Origin of the sequence: Chryseobacterium sp. ERMR1:04 (assembly GCF_001297705.1) — a bacterium.
Classification (GTDB): Bacteria; Bacteroidota; Bacteroidia; order Flavobacteriales; family Weeksellaceae; genus Chryseobacterium.
Genome location: NZ_LIRF01000008.1, coordinates 1,143,032 through 1,165,677 on the forward strand (window position 1 = coordinate 1,143,032; position 22,646 = coordinate 1,165,677).

21 protein-coding genes and 1 pseudogene are annotated in these 22,646 nt (G+C 34.6%); 11 read left to right on the forward strand and 11 right to left on the reverse strand.

Features of this window, described 5'->3' with window-relative positions; all coding sequences use genetic code 11:
* Positions 1-32: 32 nt before the first annotated feature.
* Positions 33-1,283 carry an NAD(P)/FAD-dependent oxidoreductase gene (locus AMQ68_RS22455; RefSeq protein WP_054512798.1) on the reverse strand — a complete coding sequence of 417 codons (1,251 nt, stop codon included), beginning with the start codon at positions 1,281-1,283 and terminating at the stop codon, positions 33-35.
* Positions 1,284-1,382: 99 nt separating this feature from the next.
* Here AMQ68_RS22455 and hutH point away from each other — a divergent pair, with 99 nt between their 5' ends.
* From hutH to AMQ68_RS22510, 11 genes are all read left to right on the forward strand, one after another.
* Complete coding sequence (gene hutH, locus AMQ68_RS22460; RefSeq protein WP_054512799.1) at positions 1,383-2,906, forward strand: histidine ammonia-lyase; 1,524 nt, start codon at positions 1,383-1,385, stop codon at positions 2,904-2,906.
* Positions 2,906-4,018, forward strand: coding sequence for a WG repeat-containing protein (locus AMQ68_RS22465; protein WP_054512800.1), 1,113 nt, complete (start codon positions 2,906-2,908; stop codon positions 4,016-4,018). Before hutH ends, AMQ68_RS22465 begins: the two co-directional genes overlap by 1 nt.
* An 18-nt stretch (positions 4,019-4,036) precedes the next feature.
* Entirely contained in the window at positions 4,037-4,768 is a 732-nt protein-coding gene (gene fabG, locus AMQ68_RS22470; RefSeq protein ID WP_054512801.1) for a 3-oxoacyl-ACP reductase FabG, read from the forward strand.
* Positions 4,769-4,865: 97 nt separating this feature from the next.
* Positions 4,866-6,086, forward strand: a complete 1,221-nt coding sequence (locus AMQ68_RS22475) for a beta-ketoacyl synthase (protein WP_054512802.1) — start codon at positions 4,866-4,868, stop codon at positions 6,084-6,086.
* Between the two features lie 4 nt (positions 6,087-6,090).
* Positions 6,091-6,345 (forward strand): acyl carrier protein, encoded by a 255-nt coding sequence (locus AMQ68_RS22480; protein WP_054512903.1) that lies wholly within the window; start codon positions 6,091-6,093, stop codon positions 6,343-6,345.
* A gap of 119 nt (positions 6,346-6,464) precedes the next feature.
* Positions 6,465-7,349, forward strand: coding sequence for a lipid A biosynthesis acyltransferase (locus AMQ68_RS22485; protein ID WP_054512803.1), 885 nt, complete (start codon positions 6,465-6,467; stop codon positions 7,347-7,349).
* 162 nt (positions 7,350-7,511) lie between these two features.
* On the forward strand, positions 7,512-9,044 hold the full coding sequence (locus tag AMQ68_RS22490; protein WP_054512804.1) for an NAD(P)/FAD-dependent oxidoreductase: 1,533 nt from the start codon (positions 7,512-7,514) through the stop codon (positions 9,042-9,044).
* Complete coding sequence (locus AMQ68_RS22495; protein WP_082384219.1) at positions 9,034-10,797, forward strand: C45 family peptidase; 1,764 nt, start codon at positions 9,034-9,036, stop codon at positions 10,795-10,797. The genes AMQ68_RS22490 and AMQ68_RS22495 overlap by 11 nt, the downstream gene beginning before the upstream one ends.
* On the forward strand, positions 10,794-11,159 hold the full coding sequence (locus AMQ68_RS22500) for a hypothetical protein (RefSeq protein ID WP_054512805.1): 366 nt from the start codon (positions 10,794-10,796) through the stop codon (positions 11,157-11,159). The genes AMQ68_RS22495 and AMQ68_RS22500 overlap by 4 nt, the downstream gene beginning before the upstream one ends.
* 225 nt (positions 11,160-11,384) lie before the next feature.
* Positions 11,385-12,476 (forward strand): hypothetical protein, encoded by a 1,092-nt coding sequence (locus AMQ68_RS22505; RefSeq protein ID WP_054512806.1) that lies wholly within the window; start codon positions 11,385-11,387, stop codon positions 12,474-12,476.
* Between the two features lie 25 nt (positions 12,477-12,501).
* Positions 12,502-14,514: a CRTAC1 family protein gene (locus AMQ68_RS22510; RefSeq protein ID WP_054512807.1), complete on the forward strand. Its 2,013-nt coding sequence runs from the start codon at positions 12,502-12,504 to the stop codon at positions 14,512-14,514.
* 72 nt (positions 14,515-14,586) lie between these two features.
* Here AMQ68_RS22510 and AMQ68_RS22515 read toward each other — a convergent pair whose 3' ends face one another.
* The 10 genes and pseudogenes from AMQ68_RS22515 to AMQ68_RS22560 all read right to left on the reverse strand — a co-directional run bounded on the left by AMQ68_RS22515 (position 14,587) and on the right by AMQ68_RS22560 (position 22,634).
* Positions 14,587-15,759 carry a DUF2062 domain-containing protein gene (locus AMQ68_RS22515; RefSeq protein WP_054512808.1) on the reverse strand — a complete coding sequence of 391 codons (1,173 nt, stop codon included), beginning with the start codon at positions 15,757-15,759 and terminating at the stop codon, positions 14,587-14,589.
* Positions 15,760-15,763: 4 nt separating this feature from the next.
* Positions 15,764-16,240 (reverse strand): hypothetical protein, encoded by a 477-nt coding sequence (locus tag AMQ68_RS22520; RefSeq protein ID WP_054512809.1) that lies wholly within the window; start codon positions 16,238-16,240, stop codon positions 15,764-15,766.
* Positions 16,237-16,617 (reverse strand): 3-hydroxyacyl-ACP dehydratase, encoded by a 381-nt coding sequence (locus AMQ68_RS22525; RefSeq protein WP_123905759.1) that lies wholly within the window; start codon positions 16,615-16,617, stop codon positions 16,237-16,239. The genes AMQ68_RS22520 and AMQ68_RS22525 overlap by 4 nt, the downstream gene beginning before the upstream one ends.
* A 4-nt stretch (positions 16,618-16,621) precedes the next feature.
* Positions 16,622-17,218 (reverse strand): outer membrane beta-barrel protein, encoded by a 597-nt coding sequence (locus AMQ68_RS22530; RefSeq protein WP_054512810.1) that lies wholly within the window; start codon positions 17,216-17,218, stop codon positions 16,622-16,624.
* 8 nt (positions 17,219-17,226) lie between these two features.
* Complete coding sequence (locus AMQ68_RS22535; protein WP_241775198.1) at positions 17,227-17,697, reverse strand: hypothetical protein; 471 nt, start codon at positions 17,695-17,697, stop codon at positions 17,227-17,229.
* Between the two features lie 130 nt (positions 17,698-17,827).
* The gene (locus tag AMQ68_RS22540) at positions 17,828-18,454 is read right to left on the reverse strand and encodes an outer membrane lipoprotein carrier protein LolA (protein ID WP_054512812.1); all 627 of its coding nucleotides are present in this window, start codon (positions 18,452-18,454) and stop codon (positions 17,828-17,830) included.
* A gap of 23 nt (positions 18,455-18,477) precedes the next feature.
* Complete coding sequence (locus tag AMQ68_RS22545; protein ID WP_123905760.1) at positions 18,478-19,347, reverse strand: hypothetical protein; 870 nt, start codon at positions 19,345-19,347, stop codon at positions 18,478-18,480.
* 113 nt (positions 19,348-19,460) lie between these two features.
* Entirely contained in the window at positions 19,461-20,228 is a 768-nt protein-coding gene (locus AMQ68_RS22550) for a polysaccharide deacetylase family protein (RefSeq protein ID WP_054512814.1), read from the reverse strand.
* 161 nt (positions 20,229-20,389) lie between these two features.
* The gene (locus tag AMQ68_RS22555; RefSeq protein WP_054512815.1) at positions 20,390-21,451 is read right to left on the reverse strand and encodes a beta-ketoacyl synthase N-terminal-like domain-containing protein; all 1,062 of its coding nucleotides are present in this window, start codon (positions 21,449-21,451) and stop codon (positions 20,390-20,392) included.
* A pseudogene (locus AMQ68_RS22560) lies at positions 21,448-22,634 on the reverse strand (beta-ketoacyl-[acyl-carrier-protein] synthase family protein). The gene AMQ68_RS22555 and the pseudogene AMQ68_RS22560 overlap by 4 nt, the downstream one beginning before the upstream one ends.
* Positions 22,635-22,646: the final 12 nt, after the last annotated feature.

Here is a 22,646-nt window from a genome sequence, read left to right on the forward strand (position 1 = left end):
ACAACAAACGGTCTGAAATTCAGACCGTTTGTTTATAACTGTTCTTGCTGTTTCTCAAGTTTGATGAGGTTGGCAAGATTTTTAATCACGGTATCGTGCTTTTTTACAAAAGGATTGTCTTTATTCCATACATATCCTGCTAAAACTGCACATATTTTTTTCTTTACATCTGGATTTTCAGGTTGATGGAAAAATAATTCCTGAAGATTTCCGGTGTACCATTCTTTCACATAGGTCGTGAAAACATCTACCCCATATAAAATATAGTCTGCGTATTCTGTTTGCCAATTTACTTTTTCGCCATTCAGTTGTTTGATGGCCAGTTTTGCAGCGAGCATTCCTGATTCTGTAGCAAAAGCCATTCCTGATGAGAAAACAGGATCTAAGAATTCTGAAGCATTTCCTGTCAACGCAAATCCGTCACCGAATAAGCTTTTCACGGAACAAGAATAATCTTTCAAATGTTTAGGTTCAAAAAGAAAGTCTACGTTTCCGAAACGTTTGACATAATAATCAGAAAGCGAGATTGCTTTTTTCAACGCTTCTGCGGTATCACCATTTTCGGATAATTGATCAATATATTCAGTCGGGCCCACAATTCCTACACTTGTATTTCCATTAGAAAAAGGGATAACCCAAAGCCAGACTTCAGTTTCTATAATATCAAAAGAGATCAAGGTTCCTTCTTCACCTTCTTCTCTGTTAGAATCTTCTACATGAGCGAAGATTGCAGAGTGGGGAGATAGTTTTGAAGGTTTTTCCAGATCTAATAATCTGGGTAAAACTCTTCCGTAACCACTTGAGTCAATCACAAATTTTGCGTGGATTTCCTTCGTTTCTCCGTCTTTGTTTTTTACAGTGGTGATAGAATCTGTCCCGTTAAATTCAATTCCGATCACTTCAGTTTCAAATTCTAGGTCAATTCCTTTATTAATCACTTCCTGAGCCAACGTATTATCAAAATCAGCTCTTGGAACCTGCCAAGTCCAGTCCCAGCCTTCACCGAATTTATCACTGAAATCAAAGATGCAAACTTCGTCACCTCTTAAGAAACGGGCGCCCAACTTTTTCTCAAAGCCCATTTTGTCGAGCGCAGGGAAAAGTCCGGCTTCATCAAAATGATCCATTACTCTGGGAATCAAGCTCTCGCCAACAACTAATCTTGGGAATTTTGTTTTTTCGACAACTTTCACGTTGATATTGTTCTTCTTTAAGTATGAAGAAGATACGCATCCGGAAGGTCCAGCACCGATTACGAGAACATCAACAAATTCTTTGCTCATCTTTGATTTTTTATTTTAATAATAACTTATATCTTTGCCGCAAAATTAGTGACAATTAATTAATATTTTATAAAATTATCTACTATTACTTTTTAATTAATGAAAATAAATAGCTTTTTAGAACTGAAAGATTTTCAGGATATCGTCGTAAATAATGAAAAAATAGAACTGGATGACACACTTTTAGCCAGAGTGGATGCGAGTTTTCAGTTTTTGAAAGAATTTTCTAGGAATAAAGTGATATATGGTGTGAACACAGGCTTTGGACCGATGGCTCAGTTTAAAATCAGTGATGAAGATACTCATCAATTACAATACAATTTAATAAGAAGCCACTCTTCAGGGATTGGAAATCCGTTGCCTCCACAAGAAGTTAAAGCTTGTATGCTGGCAAGATTAAATACGTTGTCTCTTGGAAATTCAGGAGTTCATCATTCTGTAGTTAATTTACTTAAGGAATTAATTAACAGAGAGGTTACTCCATTGATCTTCGAACATGGAGGAGTAGGCGCAAGTGGAGATTTAGTGCAATTGGCACATTTAGCTTTAGTCCTTATTGGGGAAGGTGAAGTGTTCTATAAAGGAGAAAGAAAATCTACAAAAGAAGTTTTTGAGATTGAAGGACTAGAGCCCATAAAAGTAGAGATTCGTGAAGGTCTTGCTTTAATGAATGGAACTTCTGTGATGTCAGGAATTGGAATTGTAAATGCGTACAAAGCCAATCAATTAACTGAAATCTCAATTAAATTGTCTTGTGCAATAAATGAGATTGTTCAGGCGTATGATGATCATTTATCTGAAGCGTTGAACGGAACAAAAAAACACTACGGTCAACAAAAGATTGCAGAAAGAATGCGTGCGCATTTATCAGACAGTCAGTTGATCAGAAAAAGAGAAGATCATTTATATACTCATTTCGAAGAACAGGAAAAGGTATTCAAGGAAAAAGTTCAGGAATATTATTCACTAAGATGTGTTCCTCAAATCTTAGGACCTGTTTTAGATACATTGGAATACACGGAGAAGGTTCTTGAAAATGAAATTAACTCTGCGAATGATAACCCAATTATAGACGTTGAAGGTCAACATGTTTACCATGGCGGAAATTTCCACGGAGATTATATTTCTTTGGAAATGGACAAACTTAAAATTGTGGTAACCAAACTAACAATGCTAGCTGAAAGACAATTAAACTATCTTTTGAATGCTAAAATCAACGAAATCTTGCCTCCTTTCGTAAATTTAGGTAAATTAGGCTTTAATTTCGGGATGCAGGGGGTTCAGTTCACTGCAACTTCAACAACAGCAGAAAGTCAAATGTTGTCTAATTCTATGTATGTTCACAGTATTCCGAACAACAATGATAACCAGGATATCGTGAGTATGGGAACAAACTCAGCGGTAATCTGCAGAAAAGTAATTGAAAATGCTTTTGAAGTATTAGCAATTGAAGCCATCACGATTATTCAGGCCATTGAATATCTTGATTTTAAGGATAAAGTTTCATCTTCTACAAAAGAATTGTATGATGAAATAAGAAAGATCATTCCTGCGTTCTCAGATGATATGGTGATGTATCCTTATTTGGAAAAAGTAAAACAATATCTTAAAAACGGAAAATAATGAAAAAAAGGTTGATTTTATCTCTCGTACTCTTACTAGTCGGACAAGTGTTTTTTGCCCAAGAATTGGCTTTAGTCAAGGAAAAATCTAAAATTGGGTATATAAATAAATCCGGAAATTACGTTATTCAACCAAGCTTTGAAACTGCAAAAAGTTTTTCAGACGGGTTAGCCGCTGTGAAGGACGGTAAGGCTTGGGGGTTTATAGGAAAAGATGGGAAATTAGTCATTCAACCTTCATTTTCAAATATAAAAGATTTCCACAATGGAATTTGTATTGTGGAAAAAGACAAAAATTGGTTTTATATCAACAAAAAAGGAGAGAAGCTTACAATGCCGTATTCAGACAAGTTATATGACTTTAATGATGGGTTAGCTTTTATGAAAGTTGGGAATAAGATTGGCGCTTTTGATACGGATGGCAAAGTGGTTATTCATGCAGAATATGACATCATCAAGCCTTTTCAAAATGGTTTTGCAAGAGCTTCTAAAGATAGCCGTTGGGGAATTATTGATGCGAAAGGAAATGTAATTGTTCCTTTTGAATATGGTGATATCGGAGAATATGCAGATGGAACAACCTGGGCTAAGAAAGGAAGCTTATACGGAATTATTGAAGGAAAAGATTTTAAAATCATGGATGAGGTTGATCGAATCTGGGATTTTCAAGGTCAATCCATTACGTATGCCAAGAAAAAAGGAAAAATAGGATTTATTGATAAAACAGGAAATTGGGTAATTGAACCTAAATTCGATAAGGCGAGATCTTTTAATCAAAATTTAGCTCCTGTTTGTGTAAATAGTAAATGGGGATATATTGATACTACTGGAAATTATGTGATAGAGCCTACTTACAATGATGCTGAGGTTTTCAGTAATGATAATCTTGCTCCGGTAAAAGGAAAAGATTGGGGCTTTATTGATAAGACAGGAAAACTGGTTATTCCAATGGATTACGATATTTCTAAAAGCTTTGGATTTACAGAAAAAAATAAAGGATTCAATGATGGAGTCTCAAGAGTGAGAAAATCAGGAAAATGGGGCTTTATTGATAGATCTGGGAATCTATTAGGAAACAAATGGTTCAATAATGCAGAACTGTTTCAAAATTAAAAAAACTACGACTAAGAAATGAAATGTGCAATCATCACAGGTGGCTCAAGGGGAATCGGAAGAGCAATCTGTATAAAACTGGCAGAAGAGAAAAATTATCATATACTCATCAACTACACTTCAAACGAAGTTGCCGCTAAGGAAACATTAGCTAAAGTAGAAGAACTAGGCTCTACAGGAGAAATTCTAAAATTCGATGTAGGCAATGCTGAAGAAACGCTAAAAGTTCTTGGAGAATGGCAGGAGAAAAATGCTGATTCAGTGGTTGAGGTTATTGTAAACAATGCCGGAATTACAAGAGATGGACTATTCATGTGGATGCCAAGTGAAGACTGGAACTCTGTGATAAATACAAGTTTAAATGGATTTTTCAACGTAACCAATTTCTTTATTCAAAAATTGTTGCGTAATAAATATGGTAGAATCATCAATATGGTTTCTGTTTCCGGAGTAAAAGGAACAGCCGGCCAGACGAATTATTCTGCAGCAAAAGGTGCTTTGGTTGGCGCTACAAAAGCATTGGCTCAGGAAGTTGCCAAAAGAAATATCACTGTAAATGCTGTAGCACCAGGGTTTATCAGAACAGATATGACGCAGGAATTCAATGAAGATGAATTGAAGGCGATGATCCCTGTCAACAGATTTGGAGAAGCAGAAGAAGTAGCTGATTTAGTGGCATTTTTAGCCTCTAAAAAATCTTCTTACATTACAGGTGAAGTGATTAATATTAATGGAGGAATCTATTCTTAATGAATGTAACAATCTATCAATGTAACAATTTAACAATAGAGATTCAATTTAAAAATTGTTACGCTGGTAAACTGATACATTGTTAAATTTGAAAAACATGGAAAATAGGGTTGTAATTACCGGAATGGGAATTTATTCTTGCATCGGAACTTCTTTGGAAGAAGTAAAGGAATCCCTGTATCAAGGAAAATCAGGTATTGTTTTAGTAGACGAAAGGAAAGAATTTGGTTTCAGGTCAGGCCTTACGGGCGTGGTTCCAAAGCCGGATTTAAAAAGTCTTTTGAACAGACGTCAGCGTATAAGTATGGGCGAGGAAAGCGAATATGCTTATATGGCAACCAGCGATGCACTAAAACAGGCAAAAATTGATCAAGACTTTTTAGATAACAACGAAGTAGGAATTTTATACGGGAATGACAGTGTTTCTCAGGCAGTAGTAGAATCTATTGATATTGCAAGAGAGAAAAAAGATACCACTTTAATGGGTTCTGGGGCGATATTCAAATCAATGAATTCTACCGTAACCATGAACCTTTCCACGATATTTAAATTAAGAGGAATTAATCTTACCATTAGTGCAGCTTGTGCTAGCGGATCTCATTCGTTGGGATTGGCTTATATGATGATTAAGAGTGGAATGCAAGACATGATTGTTTGTGGAGGCGCTCAGGAAACCAACAAATATTCAATGGCGAGTTTTGATGGATTAGGTGTTTTTTCAGTAAGAGAAAATGAGCCTACAAAAGCATCAAGGCCTTTTGATAAAGACAGAGACGGCTTAATCCCAAGCGGTGGAGCGGCCTCTTTAATTGTTGAAAGCTTAGAATCTGCACAGAAAAGAGGGGTAACTATTTTAGGGGAAATTATCGGATATGGATTTTCATCCAATGGCGGACATATTTCAACGCCTAATGTTGACGGCCCTGCGTTAGCGATGAACAGAGCCTTGCAACAGTCTGGTTTAGAGGTGAAAGACATCGATTATATTAATGCTCATGCGACTTCCACACCAATTGGTGATGCGAACGAAGCAAAAGCTATTTACGAGATCTTCGGGAGTGATGTTCCGGTGAGTTCTACAAAATCAATGACGGGTCACGAATGTTGGATGGCGGGCGCAAGTGAAGTTATCTACTCAATTCTGATGATGCAAAATGATTTCGTGGCTCCCAATATCAATTTGGAAAACCCTGATGATGAGGCGAAAAGGATAAATTTGGTCTCTGAAACGAAAAATCAAAAAATTGACGTATTTTTGTCGAATTCTTTTGGATTTGGGGGCACCAATTCCGCATTAATTGTTAAAAAGTTTGATTAAAAACATGGAAAGGGAAAAAATTATTGCTATCGTTAATGATTTTTTGGTTAATGAATTCGAAGTTGACGGGGACGAAATCCGTCATGACGGGAATCTTAAAACGACACTGGGCTTAGACAGCTTAGATTATATTGATATGGTAGTGGTTATCGAATCTAATTTCGGCGTGAAATTAGGCGAAGCAGACTTCAAAAAAATGATCACATTTGATGATTTTTATACGACAATTCAGAATAAAATCACGGAGAAAAACGCTTAATTATCGATTAAAATTTACTCTAAATTAAATATTATAATATACCAATTTAACAGTTTACCAATGCTTTACGTCTGATAAATTGTTACGCTGTTAAATTGATACATTGCTAAATTGGTACTATGAACAAGTGGAAAGGTAAATCTAAAGGCACAATTCTAGGATATCAAATATTCGTCTGGTGCATTAGAAATATTGGAGTCCGAAGTTCATATTTTGTCCTGTATTTCGTTGCTGCTTACTACTTTATATTCGAAAAAAAGAGCAATCAATACATCTCTTATTACTTTAAAAAACGCCTTAATTATACTTCTTGGAAAACTAAATTTTCAATATTCAAAAGCTATTTTGTTTTCGGAAAGGTATTAATTGATAAAACGGCTATTTCTGCAGGGCTGAGAGATAAATTCACATATGAATTTGACGGAATTGAAAATCTTAGAAACCTTTTAGCAGAAAAAAAGGGTGGGGTTCTTATCAGTGCACACATTGGAAATTTTGAAATCGCAGAATACTTTTTTGCGGATATTGATTTTGATTGTCAGATTAACTTAGTGACAACAGATCAGGAAGTTACAGTGATTAAAGAATACTTGGGAAGTGTTTCAGTTAAAGAAAGTAATATCAAATTTATTTATGTGAAAGATGATATGTCCCATATTTTCGATATCAATGAAGCGTTATCTAAGAATGAATTGATCTGCTTTACCGGTGATCGATATTTTGAAGGGTCAAAATTCCTTGAAGCTGAGCTATTAGGGAAAAGCGCCAAATTTCCGGCGGGTCCTTTTCTGATTGCTTCCAGATTGGGTGTTCCTGTTGTCTATGTGTATGTAATGAAAGAAAAGAATCTTCATTATCACTTGTATGCAAGAGTTGCCGAGGCTGTGAAAAAGCGTGATGCACAAGGTCTTTTGCATTCTTATGTACAAAATCTTGAATCCATGATCAAAAAATATCCCCTTCAATGGTTCAATTACTTTGATTTTTGGGATGATATTGATTAATTTTCAATATTTTTAGGGCAGCTTTTCCGTCTTCCGCTCCCAATCTTTTTTTGCTTTGGCAAAAAAAGGATTTTCGCTCAAGTCGGGCTGCAAACAATTCAGCGTTGAAAAAGCCTTGTCAAGGTTTTAAACCTTGACAAGGCTGATGAAAAATTAATCTCCTTGAAAAAAACATACGACATATTAATTATCGGTAGCGGATTGGGAGGTCTTGTTTCGGCTCTAATTTTGGCGAAAGAAGGCTTGAAAGTCTGTGTCTTGGAGAAAAACAATCAGTATGGCGGAAATTTACAGACATTTTCCCGGGATAAACTAATCTTCGATACCGGAGTTCATTATTTGGGCGGACTCTCAAAAGGGCAAAACCTTCATCAATTCTTTTCTTATTTAGAGATTATAAATGATCTTGAACTTCATAAAATGGATGTTGACGGATATGATAAGATCACTTTTGGAGACGATGACATTGATTATCCCCATGCACAAGGGTATGAAAACTTTGTTAATCAACTCTCTCAATATTTTCCGGATGAAAAAGAAAATTTAGAAAATTACTGTGAAGAAATTCAGCGAATTTGCAATCAGTTTCCCAGATATAATGTCGTGGGAAAAGATAATTACAATGAAGAAATTCTCCATTTAAATACAAAGAGATTCATAGAATCCATTACTTCAAATACAAAGCTGCAATCGGTTTTATTAGGTTCAAATTTTCTCTACGCGGGAGATTCTGAAAATATTCCTTTTCATGTGCATGCTTTAACGGTGAATTCATATATCCAAAGTGCGTATAAATGTGTGAAAGGAGGAAGCCAGATCTCAAAACTTTTAATCAGAAAACTAAGAGAATACGGCGCAGAGGTACACAAGCATGCAGAAGTTTCCGAATTTATTTTCAATGAAAAGAATGTTTTAATTGCTGTAAAAACTAAAGCAGGAAAAGAATATGCTGCAAAACAGTTTATTTCCAATATTGAAATCCGTTCACTCATTACATTAATTGGGCAGCAAAGATTAAAAAAATCCTTTCTCAATAGAGTGTTAAGCTGGGAGCCTGTTTCTTCGTGTTTCAGTGTTTATCTGGTCTTAAAACCTCAGTCTATCCCGAATTTTAATCATAATATTTACCATTATTCATCCGAAGAATTGGTTTGGAATGCCTATCGATACGATAAAAACAGTTGGCCGGAAACATATATGCTTTCTTCAACCCCTTCAACATTGCATCCTGAATTTGCAGAAAGTTTAACCGCTATTTCCTATATGGATTTTGCTGAAGTTAAAGCTTGGCAAAAAACAGTAAATACAGTTGTAGAAGAGCATGAAAGAGGAAAGCAATATGAAAAATTTAAGCAAGAGAAAGCCGAAAAAATGATTGATGCGCTGGCAAAGAAAATTCCAAACTTGCGACAGTCTATTAAAAAAGTATATACTTCTTCACCCTTATCTTACCGTGATTATATCGGAAGCTTTGAAGGAAATATGTACGGATATATAAAAAGCTCGGAGAACCCCTTAAAAACAATGGTTTCTCCAAGAACAAAGATCAATAATCTTTTTCTAACAGGACAGTCCGTCAATATGCACGGAATTTTAGGATGTACAATTGGTGCCTTCAATACCTGTGCTGAAATTTTAGGAAAAGAACTTGTTGATGAACGTTTGACACAAATGATTAATAATAATGAAATTTAAACATACTCTTGTCATTCTGAATGGAGCAAAGCGTAATGAAGAATCTAAACTTGTAAAAAGAGATTCTTCCTATCGTCAGAATGACAAATACCGTAAAATAGGAGTCTCATTGTGTTTATTTTTCATTCTTAGTCTCACATCTTGCGGTATCAGAAAATCCATCAAACATATTCCTGAGGTTAAGCAATATGCTTTAGAAGTTCCTACAGTTCATAAGATGAATGATTCAACATTTAATTTTAATCAAAATTATCTTACCAAAAACAAACAACAGCTTTGGGAATTATATATTAAAGGAAATCCTTTACAATTAGGCTATAACAACGGAGCACTGACTCAAAACTTAATGCAAAAACAGGAAGAGATTTTCTTTTCTAAAGTGGAAGGTTTTGTTCCGTCTAAGTTTAAGCAGAAATTATTGAGAGGTTTTCTAAAATGGTATAACAGGAAAATGTATCTCAATGTACGGGAAGATTATCAGGCAGAATTATTCGGGTTATCTCGATATGCATCAGATAAATATAACTTTATTGCACCTAAATATTTAAGAAGTTTATACTTACATGGCGCTCACGATATTGGTCATGCGATGCAGGATTTGATGGTGGTAGGATGCACTTCTTTAGCGGTTTGGAATGAAAACTCTGAAGACGGAGGTCTGTTGATTGGTAGAAATTTCGATTTTTATGTGGGAGATGATTTTGCTAAAAATAAATTAATAGAATTCGTAGAGCCCGAGCAGGGAATCCCCTACATGTCGGTAAGTTGGCCAGGGATGATTGGGGTTGTTTCGGGAATGAATAAAGAAGGTATTACCGTGACGATTAATGCAGGAAAATCTAAAATTCCATTAACGGCTAAAACTCCGATTTCTTTTGTAACGAGAGAGATTCTGCAATATGCTAAAAATATTGATGAAGCGATTGCCATTGCTAAAAAGAGAAAAGTTTTTGTTTCTGAATCTATTTTGGTGGGAAGTGCAAATGATAAAAATGCAGTGATTATTGAAGTCTCACCAAACAATTTTGGTGTTTACAGGGTTGAAAATACAGACCGAGTTTTTTGTACCAATCATTTTCAATCAGAAGCGTATAAAGATGATAAAAGAAACCAGAAACACATTCTGGAAAGCCATTCTGAATACCGCTATGAAAAGCTTGAGGAGCTATTACAGGAAAATAAAAAACTTAATCCTGAAAAAATGGCTTCTATTCTTAGAGATAAATCAGGCTTGAAAGGGGAGAAGATTGGCTATGGAAATGAGAAGGCTATTAATCAGTTATTGGCGCATCATGCTGTGATTTTTTCGCCGGAAAAGAGATTGGTTTGGGTGTCGTCAAATCCTTATCAGTTGGGAGAATTTGTTTGCTATGACCTTAATAAAATCTTCTCAAACCAAAAATTTCAAAATGATGAATTGGCAACTTCCACCTTAAATATTCCCAAAGATCCTTTTGTAGATTCTCAAGAATTTAAAAATTTTGAGGTTTCTAAAATTATAGAATCTCAACTCAGCGATGCAATTTCAAAAAAGGATGTTATGTTATCTGATGATGCAATTGGACATTATCAATCGTTGAATCCAGATTTTTGGTTTGTATATTATCAGGCTGGAAAATATTATTTTGCGAGAAAAGAATATTCAAAAGCAAGAATGGAGTTTGAAAAGGCGCTGACAAAAGAAATCACGACCGTTCCCGATAAAGAGAATGTTGAAAAATATCTAAAGAAAACATTAAAAAAACTACAATGATCCCCAAAAGTATACAGTATTTATTTTCAATTCCATTCCTTATAATCGTTTGTTATTCTGTGTATTTGCTAAGTAAATACAGTTCAATTCCAGACACTATTCCTATTCAGGGATACGGAAAAAATACAGGGGGATCCGGAAGTAAATTATTCCTTTTTTCTCCGATTATATTAAACCTGATCATTTTATGGTTCATTTGGCGAATTATTAAAAATCCGGGTAAAATTAATTTTACTTTTGAAGCGAAAGAAGAAGATCAGGAGAAAGCAAATTTTACCGTACAACTTGTGTTGGTGATTATTGCGATATTTGTCACTGTTTTTACAACCCTTTTGTTGTTCTCGGATGTTGTTTATAAATAATATTAATTTCCAAAGTCGTTACCTTTATTTTATGTGTTTTTTATTTTAAATGTTGCTTTCTTTAATTTGAGTTTTATCTTGTGTTTGTGGTGTATTTATTGAGTAATTAATAATTTAATATTAGTTTTGTTTTATTATTTTTATTAGTTTCTCTATTTTGGTGTAAAATATTTGGCGCGTAGTTGATTTATTATTTATATTCGTTTCCTTAAAACCATGAAACGAATGAGAAAAAAATATTTTTTATCTCTTGTATTTTTATTGATGCTATTTTCTTGTAAAGATGAGAAAATGGAAGGGGTAGAAGTTGAGAGTTCTTTTGTTAATTTTGACATCAATGCAGTTCCTTACGCTAAACTGTCTACATATGCATTTTTTACCGGCGAACTAAAAAACTTAACGCCATCTAGCAAAGTAATTCCTTATGAACCTGCCAGTTCGCTATTTACAGACTACGCTCTTAAAAAAAGATTTATTTGGATGCCACAAGGCGTAAAAGCGACTTATGACGCAGATGATAAAACACTGAATTTTCCTGTAGGAACTGTTTTAATAAAAAGCTTTTATTATAATACCGTACAGCCTAATAATACGACCAAAATATTGGAAACCCGATTAATGATTAGAAAATCAAGCGGTTGGGTGTTTGCAGAATATGTGTGGAATGATGATCAGACAGAGGCCAATCTGGTAGCCGGAACAGATTTTACGAGTGGGAGTTCTAAAAATATTACTTTCAAGAAAGAGAATAATGAGGTGATGGCAATAGAGTACAGAATTCCTTCTGAATCAGAATGCCTTGCTTGTCATAAACTGGATAATAAGCCGATTCCCATTGGTGTAAAACCTCAAAATCTAAATACAACTTACACGTACTCAGGAGGAGTTAAAAATCAATTACAAAAATTAGTAGATGAAGGCTATTTGCTAAGTTATCCTTCTAGTATTGTTTCTACGGTTAATTACAAAGATACCAGTAAGCCTTTAGATATAAGATTACGCTCTTATGTAGACATCAACTGTGCGCATTGTCATCAACAGAATGCGCGTTGTGATTATCGTGCTATACGCTTGGGTTTTAGTCAAACGACCAATCTTACCAATATGGGAGTTTGTGTGATGGCAGATGAGCCGCAAGGTCCTTCATTAGAAAGAATTATAACACCGGGAAATCATAATAAGTCGGTAATGAACTTTAGACTCAACTCTGTAGATGAGAGTAATAGAATGCCTTTGCTAGGAAGAACCATTGTACACGATGAAGGGGTAGAACTTTTAAAGCAATGGATCAATTCACTGAATCAAAACTGTCCTTAAAAACGAATAACCAAAATGAAAAAATATGAGAAAAATAGTATCCTTTTTTGTTATATTATGTAATATAACATGGGGAATAGCTCAACTTACATGTGCTTCCGCAATAGATATTACTCCAGGAACTTATACGGCTCCTTTAATTACGGGAACACCACCTCCCACAGTTTGTAATTTGGGTACTCCCGCACAAGCAGCAATTTGGTATAAATATACAGCTACAGCAAATAAGAGTGTTACTGTTTCTTCGGTAATTGCAGGACAAAATGTAGATACAAGATTAATGGTATTTGCAGGAAGTTGTGGAGTATTAGCATGTGTGGCCGCGAATGATGACTCTACCGGGACTTCTTCAAAGGTTACCTTTGGAGCTGTTGCCGGAAATACCTATTATGTGGTATTCGATAGCAGATGGACTAATTTAGGGTTTAATTTTACCGTGGCTGAAGGGCCACCTATTATCAATAGGCTTTCGTTTAATTCTCAGCCGGTTACAGCATCCGGTAGTTACAATAACTGTGTGGTAGATATGAATGGAGATTATTTGGATGATATTGTCTCTGTAGTAAATAATACTCAAATCGTTATCTCTTATCAACAGCCGGGAGGCGGATTTAATAATGTTACCTATGCAATTCCTAGTTCTATTATATTGCCTTCATGGAGCATTGCAGCCGGAGATTATGACAATAACGGTTTTAATGACCTGATGTATGGATCGGGAAGCGGGATTGCTTTTGTAAAAGCTAATGCTGATGGAACGGGCTTTACTATCGATAGAAAACCGCAATCTTTTTTAGTTCAGAGAACTAATTTTATAGATATCAATAAAGATGGAAAACTAGATGCTTTCGTATGTGATGATAATGCTCCGAACAGGTTTTATTTGAATGACGGAACCAATATGAACCATAATCAGGGAGGGCTAGGTGATTTTCCTTCCGGAGGAAACTATGGTTCTATTTGGGTAGATTATGATAATGACGGGGATATGGATCTCTATATAGCCAAATGCAGTGGAGGAGGCTCTGGGCCTGGTGGAAATATTGATGAATTGCTGAGAAATAATGGTGATGGAACCTTCACAAATGTTGCCGCCGACGCCAATATGGCAAATCCTACTCAGACATGGTCTGCTGCTTGGGGAGATTTTAATAATGATGGTTGGATGGACGCTGTTGTAGGAATCAATGCTACAACCAACGGGCTGAGCAAAGTGATGAAGAATAATGGGGATGGTACATTTACCGATAAATCAGTAGGTTCGGGTTATGATATAATTAATACTTCGAGCAGAGAATATGTTGCTTATGATTTTGATAATGATGGATTTCTGGATGTTTTAGGCGCAGGAAATACAATCATGTTTGGAAATGGTGATTTTACTTTTACTCCGAATGCTACTGCTTACAACGTAAATACGATTAAGCGTCCCATTGGAGATCTTAATAATGATGGTTTTCTGGATATTCAGAATGGAAATACCATTCTTATGAATGCAGGAAATACCAATAAATGGCTTAAAGTAACCTTACAGGGAACCCAAAGTAACAGAAATGGGATTGGGGCAAGAGTGGAGATCTATGGAGCTTGGGGAAAACAAATTCGAGATGTACAAAGTGGAGTAGGATTCGGAAATATGAATACACTGAATACTCATTTCGGCATTGGTCAGGCTACAGCCATTACAAAAGTGATTGTGAAATGGCCTTCAGGTTTGGTTGATACCATTTATAATGTAACACCTAATACAACATTACATGTGGTTGAAGGATCTTATTTAGGAGTTAAAGACGTTCAGGCTACTCAGGAATTATTCACGGTGTATCCAAATCCGAGTGATGATATTGTTAATTTTAAAACTAAAAATGATCTTATCCTAACGGATGCGAAAGTATATGAAATGAGTGGTAGAATGGTTTTACAGGCGAAAGTTGAAAGAAATTCAATCTCAATCAAACAATTAAATTCTGGTGTGTATATGCTTGTTTTAGTTGATAAGAATGGAAAGACATATTCTCAGAAGCTAACAAAAAAATAAAACATAATTTATTCTTCATAACTCACTGCAAGGTCGAAAGGCTTTGCAGTTTTTATGTAAAAGAGTGTTGAATTATTTATTATCAGGGCTCACTTTATTCAAGAACAGGAAAGTGGCCGTTCCTAAAATCAAAGACATTGAACTTGCCAAAATCAGACTTCCGATTACATATTGAAGAAGATTATTTTTAATAAGCTCAAAGTTAAGTTCACTGCTTAAAATATTACTGTCTCCATGCACAAAAGGAGCGCCTAAAAATAGAGAAGCAGCAATAACAAAAGGAATTAATGGAGGTAAGCTCACATTGGATGCAACAAAAGCCAAGACCTTGTTCAGTTTAAAAAGCACGGACAAAGAAATCACCAATAAGGTCTGAAATCCCCATAACGGGCAAAGGCCTATAAAAACCCCAAGCGCGATGGAGAAAGCTTTTGTACGGTTGCTTCCATCGCTTTCTAAAACATCTTCTTTGATGAATCTTTTAAAACTCTTTTTTCTGAAATTATTTATGAAATTTCTCGGAATAATATAAAGCAAAGTAATGGTTACCAAGATGGTATTCAGAATACTGATTCTTGTGAAATCTTTGAATGGTCTGAAATGCGAAACCCTTTCTGCAGGATCATACAACACTTTTATAGGAACATTTTTTACCGGAACGTGCCTCCAGGCTGTTCTTACAATAATTTCAATCTCAAATTCGAATTTTGGGGTAAAATATTTCTTTGGAATTTTATGTAAAGGATATAAACGATAGCCAGATTGGGTATCTTCCAGCTTAATACCAGTTTCAAACCAAAACCAGAAATTAGAAAAACGATTTCCAAAACTGCTTTTCTTTGGAATTCCGTCTTGCGACATATTTCGGTTTCCGATGAGTAAAACGTCCTGCTCTTCATTTAGTAAAGCTTCCACAAAAACCGGAAGGTCATCAGGATAATGCTGGCCATCAGAATCAATCGTTATTGCATAATCAAAACCTAATTCCTTTGCCTTTCTGAAGCCTATTTTAAGTCCATTTCCTTTGCCTTTATTCTCAGGCAGGGAAATCGTTGTAATTTGAGAATAATGACCGAGGATTTGATGAGTAGAATCCGTAGACCCGTCATTGATCACAATGATATTTTCGGTATACTCTAAAACACCATCAATTACTCTTCTCAGAGTTTTCTCGTTGTTGTAAGTAGGGATTAAAATACAAATCTTTTTTTCAGAAATTGCATTTTGTACTTCAGGAAGGGTCATTGTTTTATTTTAATGATGCTTTTTCAGTATCAGACATGGTTTTAGATTGTACAGCAAACTTTTTGATATAACTTTTCATGGCTGTATTCTGCTTTCCATAGTTGCTTAAAATGAATGCTTTATCATCTTTCAATCCGCCTCTGTATCCTACAATTTTGGGGATATTTTCCTGAACGCTTAGTCTTATCAAATGTAATTCAATATTGTTAGGATTAGATTTAATAATACTTTCAAGATCCGTTGCTCCGGATTTTACAAGTGCTTTTCTGTTTTGTTTAACAATTTTAGCCTCCATGATTTTTGCAGCAGCTTTATAACCAGTCGTCACCGCATCGGAACCAGATTGTTTTTCGGCATTACTAATAAATGCCTGTGTATTTTCGTTGGATTGATTGGCCTTTGCATAGCTGTTTCTTAATGACTCCAAATCATTTTGAAAGAAAAATATAAAAGCTGTGATGAATGATAAGATCAATTTCATGATGTCAATTTTTTATAGTGTACAGACATTTTTAGTGCAATTGTCTCGCCAAATAAAGTGGTGTTTTTTACTTTCACTTCATCATCACTTTCATTAATATCCAATTGTAACGTTAAATCTGGGGTTTCAAATGGGTTAATAATCGCCATGAATTTCACATTCGAAGCAGATTTTAAAAATAACGATGCACCTGTAAATTCTTCAGTTAATTCTTTTACGATCTGCATCATGCAAACTCCTGGAGTTACAGGATTTCCCGGGAAATGCCCATTAAAAATATCATGATCTTTATTGAGCGTGATATGAGCAATGAAACGTCCGTTTTCTTCTTTTTCTGATGATTGTAAGGTGTAAAAGTCTGTAAGAATAGTCTGCATAAAATTATTTTTTCATGTTAAATGTATAGTAAACGCCCGCCTGAAAAGTAACGTTTGTATGATTGTCATAGAAGCTGTAAACAGGAACAAAGCCTTTTTTTACTCTTGCTTCAACCCCAAAGTTTTTTGTAATGTCATATCCTAAACCGGCTGTAATTCCTAAATCTATTTCGCTTTCCGGATCAAAATTTTTCTTGTCAACAACAAATTCCAAGGTTGGCCCTACAAGAACGTTGAATTTATTGAAATAAAATTTATTAACCAATTGAAGTCCTAAATAAGAAACAGAAAGTGTTTGTCCGTTCCAGTTGTTAACATTGGTTTCAAACTTTGCTCCCTGTCTCGAATAATTAATTTCCGGCTGTAAAGCATAAAATTTTGCAAAACGAATATTTCCTAGAAATCCAATATAAAACTCGGTTTTAGTTTTAAAATCCATGCTCATATTCGCGTTTGGAGAATCTGGCCAGTAGAATGTTTGATTTTCATTATTGGTAAAATGCGAAAAATTCGCTCCTGCTCTTATTCCCGGGTTAAAAGTCACCTGAGCAAAAGATAAAGTGGCAAATAAAGCAAAGAGTAAAAGTGCCGTTTTTTTCATGTTAAAAATTATTCGGTTTCGGTTATTTGAAATAGTTTTATATTGATCTTGAAATCTTTATGTTGAAGATTCAAACTATCCGCGAAGATATGTTTTTTTGCTTCAAAAGTGAAATCGATTTTTTCCTTATTGTTTTTGGTATAAATGATCTGATTCAGCAATCCATTTTCTTTATTGAAGAACAGATAATATTGTTTCTTATCCAATTTTGAAAGATAAATTTTCGATTTTTCATTCTCAAAACTTTCACTAACAGGGTATTTCTGTTTTAGCAATTGCTGAAAATCATTCTTTAAAAAATTAATGACAATCTTTTTATCTAAGTCTGCTAAAACATAATTCAGTTTAAAATTATCTCCGGAAATTTCAAAATCAATTAATTTATTTCCAAAATCAGAGGTTAATACAACACGGTGTGTCGCATCATTGATCTTTTTGATAATCAGAATTCCGCTTACATGGTTTTTATAAATATCCATCTGACATTTATATATGTAATCTTCATTTGACGAAAAGTATAAATTTTCAACGGTCTTCTCAGAAGTTGAAACTGATTTTGCATCTGAAAGTTTATAGGTTTTACACGAAACAAACAGAAGAAAAATTAGGCTATAAAGAAAATTCTGAAGCAGAAATCGGCGCATTGATCTTCGTATTTTTAAAAACAATATTTGTGGTGTCTCCTGAGGCTTCCGTCATATTAACCTGCGAAACGGTTGATTGACCTTTAGGAAAACTTAGTTCAATCTGTTTGATGTATTTCAGTAATTGCGCAGATTTAGGAGTGAATTTTGCGATGTTATAATTTGCATTTTTCAAGTAAGCTACGGAAAATTCAGGATCGTTAAACATTTGTCCGTTTGAACTTCCTACAATCAGTTTATTGATCTTTTCAAAGGTTTTACTTTTAGCATCCACAGAAGATTTCTTTCCCTGATCGTTGATGAATATCTTATTGTCCTTAAAGATAATGCTGTACTGGTAAGGCTTTGTATATTTCCAGCTTAAAATGTTGGGTGTTTTTAAAGACATTCTTCCATACGTCACAATGTTTTTATCCAAAAAATCCATCTTTTTGGTTTGGGTAAAATCACTTTGTAATGTTTTTATTTCCTTGGTTTCAGATGAAACTTTGGTTACGAATGCTTTTGCTTCAGGTCCTGACATTGCTGTGTTCTGAGCAAAAAAGAGACTTGAAACTAATAAAAATGCTCCGAAAGCAATATTTTTAATCATTGTTTAATTTTTATTGATAATATTCAATTTTTTTTTTTAATGGTAATCTTCTCGACTTTTGGATTGATTATTATTTTTATAGTCCAATTTTTATTTTTATCATACTGTTCGTAAACTTTAAAATCTTTATCGAATTTGTGTTTATGAGATTCGCTATGAGTACCATCAGTATTGAATAGTGTTTCCTTTTTAACTTCTCCTTGGTCATCATACTCATACACCCAACGGACTTCTAATTTTCCATTTTTTTCGTATCTGTGATTTTCCAATTTTTGTCCAAATTGGTTATATGTGTAAATATTGTCAAACCGGAACTCATTGTCTTCGTGGTGTACAATTCTAACTTGGTTTTTATCTTCACTATAGCTATATAGCCATATCTGTTTGTTTACATATTGTTTGATGAGATGTCCAGATTTATTATACTCAAATTTCATATCGCCAGGAAATGCAAAATCATCACCTTCTAAATTATTTCTAACAATAGTCAGTTGATTATTCTTGTCATAAAATAAAGTATCCGTTTCAAGAGATTTGCTACCAAACCTTTCTCTAAACGAAATTCTGTTTACAATATATCCGTTTTTATTAAAAGTGACCTTACAATCGTTATCCATTTCTGCAAGATTAAAGTATTGATGCTCTTTATTCATATCAATAAGTTCAAATTTACTAAAATCTGTAATAGAATCCTTTGAGGCAGAAGAAGTTTTCTGTTCTACCGTTTTCACTTTCCCTTTAAGTCCGTATTTTCCTACTGTTTCATTTACATCATCTTTAGTTACTTCATAGATGCTTTTTAATTTGAGGTTTGTTTTCGTTTCATTTTTTTGTGCACAACTTTGTAAACATAATAAAATGAGTAGAAATGAAAATGTAGCTGTTGTCTTCATATTATTTGGTGGAGAGTGCATCTGTTTTTAACGAAATTGTTAGAAAATATTCTTTATTGGTGGCTGGTTGGTTGTGTATGCGTTGGTAATAATTGCCACCAACACCAAAATTCTTATGCATTAAAAGCTTTTGCGCCTTTTGTGGTTGAAATAGTATCTATCGTAAAAGTTGAATACTTTTCACGTTCCAAAAATACTAATAAATCTGTCAAAACATTATACGTTTTTTCCGAAGTATCGTGAAGGAGAATGATGCTTCCTTTCTTTAGATTTTTTGTAACTCGTTTATAAATTTTCTTTTCGTTGTCTGTGATCGTATCTAAAGAACGGACATTCCAGCCGATGCTTTCTTTATGAGTTTGTTTAATGGCTTTAGCAATATTCGGATTGGTAACGCCAAAAGGAGGACGGTATAAATTGGTTTTAATATTTCCCACTTTCTCCATAATTTGATCACATTGCTCAATCTCCTCAATCATTTTTGAGGTAGATAAAAATCCTGTGTTGTTGGAGTGAGATAAGGTGTGATTTCCAATTGTATGACCTTCTGCAATAATTCTTTGGAAAGTTTCGGGATATTTTTCAATCTGTTTTCCAATACAGAAAAAGGTTGCTTTTATCTGGTTTTCTTTTAATAGATCTAAAAATTTTGGAGTAAACTCGGTCGGACTATCATCAAAAGTCAAAGCAACTTCCTTGATTTTTGTTCTTTTATGCGTCAAACTATTGACAAAATATCCTAATTGAATGTCAAAAGATCCCCAAACGACCACCGCCGAAAAAAGTAAGAAACAAAACAGATATACCCAAAAAGTCCCGTGAAATGCATAAATAAATACATTGCAGAAAAGATAAAATAGAATAAATGGATAGTGTTTCATCTTTTTATTATTTTGAGTTTTTGGTTTAAAATTTTCTCAATCTGGACATTCGTTCTGTCATTCTGAATGTAGCAAAGCGAAATGAAGAATCTAATATTGATGTTGAGATTCTTCCTCCGTCAGAATGACAAACAGATCGTCTTAATTCTCTACGTTAAAACTTAAGCTCTCTCCAACAAAACCAAACTATGATCACTTCCTCCCAAATGATTATACAAAAGAATGTTTTTAATACTTTCTTTTTTCACTTCATTAATCATCATCACTTCCGGAATCTGCTGATCTTTCAGAATATGACAAGCCATAAATGTTGAGAAACCACTTGCTGTATTGAATTCTCCACTTAGATGCTTATAATATAATAACGCTGAATTGGGAAATAAATCCATTGCTTTGGTATAATAGGCGTCCGATTTAGAATCTCCGCTAAAACCTAAAATCACAGCGTCAATTTCTTCAAAGGTAAGATGGTTTTTTGTTAGTAAGTCTCTGATAAACTTTTGAATTTCATCTTGTTCTAATCTATTGTTGATTTTAATATCTCTAAGCTGAGCGTAAGAACTTTCTGCCTTTTCTTTTCCTAAAACAAAAAAGCTTGAACCTTCTCCCCAAATAACGCCTTCTGTTGTTGAGTGTAAATAATCAACAGGAAGATTTTCTTCTTTTTTAATGGTATTGTTTAATTTATACAATTCCATTGTTCTGTCGGTCTGCTCATCTGTTGAACCCACCAAAACATGATCAGCCTCACCATCATTAATTTGAAGTTTGGCGTCTAACATGGAGAATTCTAAAGAAGAAGAAGTATTCACATAGGTGAAATTGTAAGCGTGGCATTGTAATGCTAAAGCTATTTGCCCGGCAACCGTATTGTGAGTGGATTGGATAAAATAAGTTGGAGTCAGAAACTCTTCATTATTATCAATTACATTTTTTAAAAACTTTTCAGAATCCTGGGAACATCCCATTCCTGTTCCGACAATAATCGCATCAGGATTTTCAATTCCGGCTTCTTTTAAAGCGTATTTTGAGGCTACAGAACTCATTTTTACAGTTTTAGACATTCTTCTGCTCATTGCAGGGGGAATGAATTCTTTGTAATTAGGTTCAATAGCTTTTACGATCTGAATTGAATTTTCAGGCGTAAGATTTTGGATGAAATTTTCATTTAAAGTGTCCTGAACCGAGATGCAGGCTGCACTGTTGATATACACTGCGCTCATGATTTTGAGAAAATTAAGGTTGAACAATTTCCTCCGAACCCAAATGAGTTGGAAAGTACATGATCGATATTCTTCTCTTTCAATTCGGTAACGGGAGTTAGATCAAATTCTTCCATTTTCGTTTTAAAATTCAAATTGGGGAAAATGATATTATTTTGAATGGCCAACAATGAATAGATGGCTTCAATTCCCGCCGCTGCAGCTAAAGTATGACCTGTAAACGCTTTTGTAGAACTGAATTCCGGAACCTGATTTTCGCCAAAAAGTCTGATCATCGCAATTCCTTCTGAAAGATCATTATTGGGAGTTGCTGTTCCGTGAGCGTTGATATAATCGATATTTTCTTTCTGTAAACCTGACACTTTCAATGCTTTTTCCATGGCTAAATAAGCGCCTTGTCCGTTTTCCGAAGAAGCGGTTTGATGGTGGGCATCGTTGGCATTTCCATAGCCTGAAAGATAGCCGAGTACTTTTTGACAAGTTCATCAGATTCCAACACCAAAAAGGCTGCTGCTTCTCCTAGATTTAATCCTTTTCTGTCATTGTCGAAAGGCGTATTATAAGCATCAGTAAGAATCATTAGGGTACTGAATCCATTCAAAGTAAATTTTGAAAGAGAATCTGTTCCACCAACAATCACGCGGTCTAAGACTCCATTTTTAATAAGCTTTGCGCCAATCATAATCGCGTTGGCAGCAGATGAGCAAGCCGTACTGATGGTAGAAACCATGCCTTTAAGGCCTAAATAATCTGCAATGGCTAATGATGAATTTCCTGCATCATGAGAGTCTATATATTTTTGCTTTTCAGGAAAGTCTTCGTAGGAGTAGAAATACTTTTCGGTGATATCCATTCCGCCAACGCTTGTTGAAGAAATTAACCCCGTTTTGTAGCCGTTGATATCTGATATACCGGCACTTTCTACCGCTTCTTTTGCAGCAACCATACCTAATAAAGCGGTTCTTGTTACATTATTATCTTCATTAAGCTGAAGTTTTTGTACCAATTCTTCATTAGATAATTTGATCTCGCCTGTTTTAATATTTCCGGTGTGACGGGTTTCAAACAACTGAATATCTGAAATTCCGTGTTTTCCGGAAGTGAGCGAAATGAAATTTTCTTCCACATTGTTACCGATGGAAGAAATGATGCCCATTCCTGTTATGGCAATTTTTTGACTCATTTTTATACAAAA